This is a genomic window from Pseudomonas sp. NPDC089534, from assembly GCF_044749305.1.
GTDB lineage: Bacteria > Pseudomonadota > Gammaproteobacteria > Pseudomonadales > Pseudomonadaceae > Aquipseudomonas > Aquipseudomonas ekonensis.
The window spans coordinates 1-5,437 of record NZ_JBIVHR010000168.1 but is presented as its reverse complement, the minus strand read 5'-3'; the positions used below and the strand labels follow the sequence as shown (position 1 = coordinate 5,437).

Sequence of the window (5,437 nt, the reverse complement as noted above, 5' to 3'; positions counted from 1 at the left end):
GTCATCGTAAAAGTGGTCGTCACCTGAGCCGCACCAGCTCCCACCGTAAGGCTATGTTCCAGAACATGGCGGTGTGGCTGTTCGAGCACGTGCTGATGAATACTACTCTGCCAAAAGCCCAAGTACTGCGCCGCGTTGCCGAGCCGCTGATCACTCTGGCCAAGACAGACAGCGTTGCTAACCGTCGTCTGGCTTTCGACCGTACCCGTTCGAAAGCTATCGTCGGTAAGCTCTTCAACGATCTGGGCAAGCGTTACGCTACCCGTGAGGGTGGCTACCTGCGCATCCTCAAGTGCGGTTTCCGCGCTGGCGACAACGCTCCTATGGCGTACGTCGAGCTGGTTGATCGTGCTGTCGGCGGCGAAGCTGTATCCGCTGAGTAAGACGTCAGTCTGAAACGGAAAAACCGGGCCCAGTGCCCGGTTTTTTTGTGCCTGGAAGAATGCGTCTTGCGTACAAGCTAATGCCTCACTTCAGTTGTCACTATAGAGTGGGATTCATCATTATTAATATCTATTGATGTCTGCAAGTTAATGAATTTGTGGCTGTCACATTGATGATCAATACTCCCCACCAAGCCGATTAGCCGGCAGTTCAAGACTGACAGAGGAAGAAGATCGCATGAGCCAGAGCAAGACGCTTACGACCGCCAGTGGCGCACCTGTCGCCGACAACCAGAACTCCCGCTCTGCGGGGCCTCGTGGACCGCTGCTGCTCGATGACTTTCACCTGATCGAGAAGCTTGCCCATTTCAACCGTGAAAACATCCCGGAGCGCCGGGTGCACGCCAAAGGCTCGGGAGCCTACGGCACCTTCACGGTCACGCGTGACATCACTCGGTACACCAGCGCCAGTCTGTTTTCGGCGGTCGGCAAGCAGACCCCGACGTTCCTGCGCTTTTCCACTGTCGGCGGTGAGCGCGGATCGGCAGACACCGAACGGGATCCCCGTGGCTTCGCTCTCAAGTTCTACACAGAGGAAGGCAACTGGGACATCGTCGGCAACAACACGCCGGTGTTCTTCATTCGCGATCCGCTGAAGTTTCCGGACTTTATCCACACCCAAAAACGCCTGCCGCAGAGCAACCTGAAAAGTGCGCAGGCCATGTGGGATTTCTGGTCGCACTCACCGGAAGCGTTGCACCAGGTCACGATCCTGTTTTCGGACCGCGGGATTCCGGACGGTTATCGTCACATGCACGGCTTCGGCAGCCACACCTACAGCCTGATCAACGCCAACGGCGAACGTCATTGGGTGAAGTGGCACTACAAGACCCTGCAAGGCATCAAGAACCTGGCGCCGGCAGAAGCGGCCCGTCTGGCCGGCACCGATCCTGACTACGCCCAGCGTGACCTGTTCGAAGCCATCGAGCGCGGTGACTTCCCGAAATGGCGCGTGTGCATTCAGATCATGACCGAGGCCCAGGCCGCAGGGCATTACGAGAACCCGTTCGACGTGACCAAGACCTGGTCGCAGAAGGAGTTCCCGTTGATCGAAGTGGGCGAGTTGGAGCTGAACCGCAACCCGCTGAACTACTTCGCCGAAGTTGAGCAAGCGGCGTTCGGCCCAAGCAATATGGTGCCTGGCGTCGGCCTTTCCCCGGATCGTATGCTGCAAGGTCGTGTGTTCGCCTACGCCGATGCGCACCGCTATCGTGTCGGCACCAATCACCAGCAACTGCCGGTGAATGCGCCACGCAGCCCGGTGAATACCTACCAGCGTGATGGTGCCATGGCCTTCGGCAGCAACGGTGGGGCCGCGCCCAACTACGAGCCGAACAGCTACGTGGAGTCGCCGAAGCAGGCACCGCATTACGCGGAGCCGCCATTGGCCCTCAGCGGTGCGGCGGACCGTTACGATCACCGTGAAGACACCGACTACTACAGCCATGCCGGTGCGCTGTTCCGGTTGATGAGCGACGAGCAGAAAGCGTTGCTGACCAGCAACATCGCCGGTGCGATGGCGGGTGTGTCGAGCGATGTCGTCGACCGCCAGCTGCAGCATTTCTTCAAGGCCGATCCGGCGTATGGAGAAGCAATCGCAAAGCTGCTCAACGTACAGCTTAACGAAGTCTAAACGAGAAGCAGAACCGCCCTCATTAGGGCGGTTTTTGCGTTATTTAGGCTGGTTTTCTAAGAATATCTTCGCTTTTATTGCGCGAAACGGGTGACCTTCCAGTCAGGTTGGTTCAAACTACAGACTTTCAGGAAGGGAGATGTAGGGCGATGCAAGGCCACCCAGACGTTATCGATTACCTCAACACGCTGCTGACCGGCGAACTGGCCGCGCGTGACCAATATTTCGTTCACTCGCGGATGTATGAGGACTGGGGATTCACCAAGCTCTACGAACGGATCAACCACGAGATGGAAGAAGAGGCCGGTCATGCAGACGCGCTGATGCGCCGGATTCTGATGCTTGAAGGCACTCCGCGCATGCGCCCGGATGACCTGGATGTCGGCACCACCGTGCCGGAAATGCTCGAGGCGGATCTGCGCCTGGAGTACAAGGTTCGCGCTGCGCTGTGCAAAGGCATCGAGCTGTGCGAGCAGCACAAGGACTACGTCAGCCGCGAGATCCTGCGGGTTCAGCTCAACGACACCGAAGAAGACCACACCTACTGGCTGGAAAAGCAGTTGGGCCTGATCAAGCTGATCGGTCTCGAGAACTACCTGCAATCCCACGCTTGAGGGTTGCGATGTAAAAAAGCCCCGGTCACTTCACGGTGACCGGGGCTTTTTCATGCCCGGGGATCAGGCCCGGTCGCGGATCAGCAACGGTTTGAGGTAGTGGCCGGTGTGCGACTGCGGCATCTCGGCGACTTCTTCCGGCGTGCCGGTGGCGATGATCTGTCCGCCCTTCGATCCGCCTTCCGGGCCCAGGTCCACCAGCCAGTCGGCCGTCTTGATCACATCCAGGTTGTGCTCGATCACCACCACGGTATTGCCGTGGTCGCGCAGGCGATGGAGCACGTCGAGCAGTTGCTGGATGTCGGCGAAGTGCAGGCCCGTGGTCGGCTCGTCGAGGATGTACAGGGTCTTGCCGGTGTCGCGCTTGGACAGCTCGCGGGACAGCTTGACCCGTTGCGCCTCGCCGCCGGACAGGGTCGTCGCCGATTGCCCGAGCTTGATGTACGACAGCCCCACGTCCATCAGGGTCTGCAGCTTGCGCGCCAAGGCCGGCACCGCGTCGAAGAACTCCCGCGCCTCCTCGATGGTCATTTCGAGGGTTTCGTGGATGCTCTTGCCCTTGTATTTGATCTCAAGGGTCTCGCGGTTGTAGCGCTTGCTCTTGCACACATCGCACGGCACGTAGATGTCGGGCAGGAAGTGCATTTCCACCTTGATCAGGCCGTCGCCCTGGCAGGCTTCGCAGCGTCCGCCCTTGACGTTGAACGAGAAGCGGCCTGGGCCGTAGCCCCGGGAGCGGGCTTCTGGGACGCCGGCGAACAGTTCGCGGATCGGCGTGAACAGCCCGGTGTAGGTCGCCGGGTTTGAGCGCGGTGTCCGGCCGATGGGGCTCTGGTCGATGTCGACCACTTTGTCGAGGTGATCCAGGCCCTTGATGCTGTCGTGCGGCGCCGCTTCCAGGGTGGTGGCGCCGTTCAGCGCGGTGGCGCTCAGCGGGAACAGCGTGTTGTTGATCAGCGTCGATTTGCCGGAGCCGGACACACCGGTTACACAGGTCAGCAGTCCGATCGGGATTTCCAGGTCGACGTTGCGCAGGTTGTTGCCGCGGGCGCCCTTGAGCGACAGCACCTGTTTCTTGTTGCGCGGCGTGCGCTTGGCCGGCACTTCGATCTTGACCCGGCCGGACAGGTACTTGCCGGTCAGGGAGTCCGGATGCGCCATGACTTCGTCCGGCGAGCCTTCGGCCACGATCTGCCCGCCATGGACGCCGGCGCCGGGGCCGATGTCCACCACGTAGTCGGCCAGGCGGATCGCGTCTTCGTCGTGCTCGACCACGATCACCGTGTTGCCGATGTCGCGCAGGTGCTTGAGGGTGCCCAGCAGGCGGTCGTTGTCCCGCTGGTGCAGGCCGATGGACGGCTCGTCGAGGATGTACAGGACGCCGACCAGGCCTGCGCCGATCTGGCTGGCCAGACGGATCCGCTGGGCCTCGCCGCCGGACAGGGTGTCGGCGCTGCGGTCCAGCGACAGGTAGTCGAGGCCGACGTTGACCAGGAACTGCAGGCGCTCGCGGATCTCCTTGAGGATCTTGTCGGCGATCTCGCCGCGGCGGCCGGTCATCTTCAGGTCGCCGAAGTAGTCGCAGGCGTCGCCGATCGGCAGGTTGGTCACCGCCGGCAGGGTCTTTTCGCCGACCCACACGTGCCGCGCTTCGCGGCGCAGGCGGGTGCCGCGGCAATCCGGGCAGGCCTGGGTGCTGAGGAACTTGGCGAGTTCCTCGCGCACGCTGGCCGACTCGGTCTCGCGGTAGCGGCGCTCCAGGTTCGGCACGATGCCTTCGAACGGGTGCGAGCGCTTGACGATGTCGCCCCGGTCGTTGAGGTACTTGAAGTCGACGTTCTGCGAACCGCTGCCGTGCAGGATGTATTTCTGGTGCTCGGCGGACAGCTGGTTGAACGGCTGCTCCAGGCTGAACCCGTAATGGGACGCCAGCGAGCCGAGCATCTGGAAGTAGTAGACGTTGCGCCGGTCCCAGCCGCGGATCGCGCCTTCGGCCAGGGTCAGTTCACCGTTGACCAGGCGCTTGATGTCGAAGAACTGCTTCACGCCCAGGCCGTCGCAGGTCGGGCAGGCGCCGGCCGGGTTGTTGAAGGAGAACAGCTTCGGCTCCAGCTCGCTGATGGCGTGGCCGCAGACCGGGCAGGCGAAGCGCGCGGAGAAGATCATCTCCTCGCCCGGTTCGTCGTCCATCGGCGCCACCAGGGCGATGCCGTCCGCCAGCTTCAGCGCGGTCTCGAACGATTCGGCCAGGCGCTGCTGCAGGTCGGCGCGCACCTTGAAGCGGTCGACCACGACTTCGATCGTGTGCTTCTTCTGCTTGTCCAGTTTCGGCAGTTCGTCGAGCTCGAAGAGCTTGCCGTTGACCCGGGCGCGGACGAAGCCCTGGGCGCGCAGCTCTTCGAACACCGACAGGTGCTCGCCCTTGCGCTCGCGGATCACCGGGGCCAGCAGCATCAGCTTGCTGCCTTCAGGCTCGGCCAGCACCAGGTCGACCATCTGGCTGACGGTCTGCGCCTCCAGCGGGATGTCGTGGTCCGGGCAGCGCGGCGTGCCGACGCGGGCATAGAGCAGGCGCAGGTAGTCGTAGATTTCGGTGATGGTGCCGACCGTGGAGCGCGGGTTGTGCGAGGTCGACTTCTGCTCGATGGAGATCGCCGGCGACAGGCCTTCGATGGTGTCGACGTCGGGCTTTTCCATCATCGACAGGAACTGCCGGGCATTGCGCCCGGAGGCCCCATGACCGACCC

At 62.1% G+C, this 5,437-nt stretch carries 4 protein-coding genes; 3 read left to right on the top strand and 1 reads right to left on the bottom strand.

Annotated features, from left to right (window positions below; translation table 11 throughout):
• From rplQ to bfr, 3 genes are all read left to right on the top strand, one after another.
• Positions 1–383: 50S ribosomal protein L17 (gene rplQ, locus ACIP0B_RS27755; protein ID WP_400838257.1), on the top strand; the 383-nt coding region annotated here is incomplete at its 5' end.
• Positions 384–621: 238 nt separating this feature from the next.
• On the top strand, positions 622–2,076 hold the full coding sequence (locus ACIP0B_RS27750) for a catalase (protein ID WP_400838254.1): 1,455 nt from the start codon (positions 622–624) through the stop codon (positions 2,074–2,076).
• A 149-nt stretch (positions 2,077–2,225) separates the two neighbouring features.
• Positions 2,226–2,690, top strand: coding sequence for a bacterioferritin (gene bfr / locus ACIP0B_RS27745; protein WP_085585816.1), 465 nt, complete (start codon positions 2,226–2,228; stop codon positions 2,688–2,690).
• A gap of 63 nt (positions 2,691–2,753) precedes the next feature.
• Here bfr and uvrA read toward each other — a convergent pair.
• The coding region (gene uvrA / locus ACIP0B_RS27740) for an excinuclease ABC subunit UvrA (protein WP_400838250.1) at positions 2,754–5,437 on the bottom strand (2,684 nt) is incomplete at its 5' end.

Excerpts from the sequence above, each read along its gene's own strand:
- ACIP0B_RS27750 (WP_400838254.1), top strand. The coding sequence starts at position 622 with ATGAGCCAGAGCAAGACGCTTACGACCGCCAGTGGCGCACCTGTCGCC.
- bfr (WP_085585816.1), top strand. The coding sequence starts at position 2,226 with ATGCAAGGCCACCCAGACGTTATCGATTACCTCAACACGCTGCTGACC.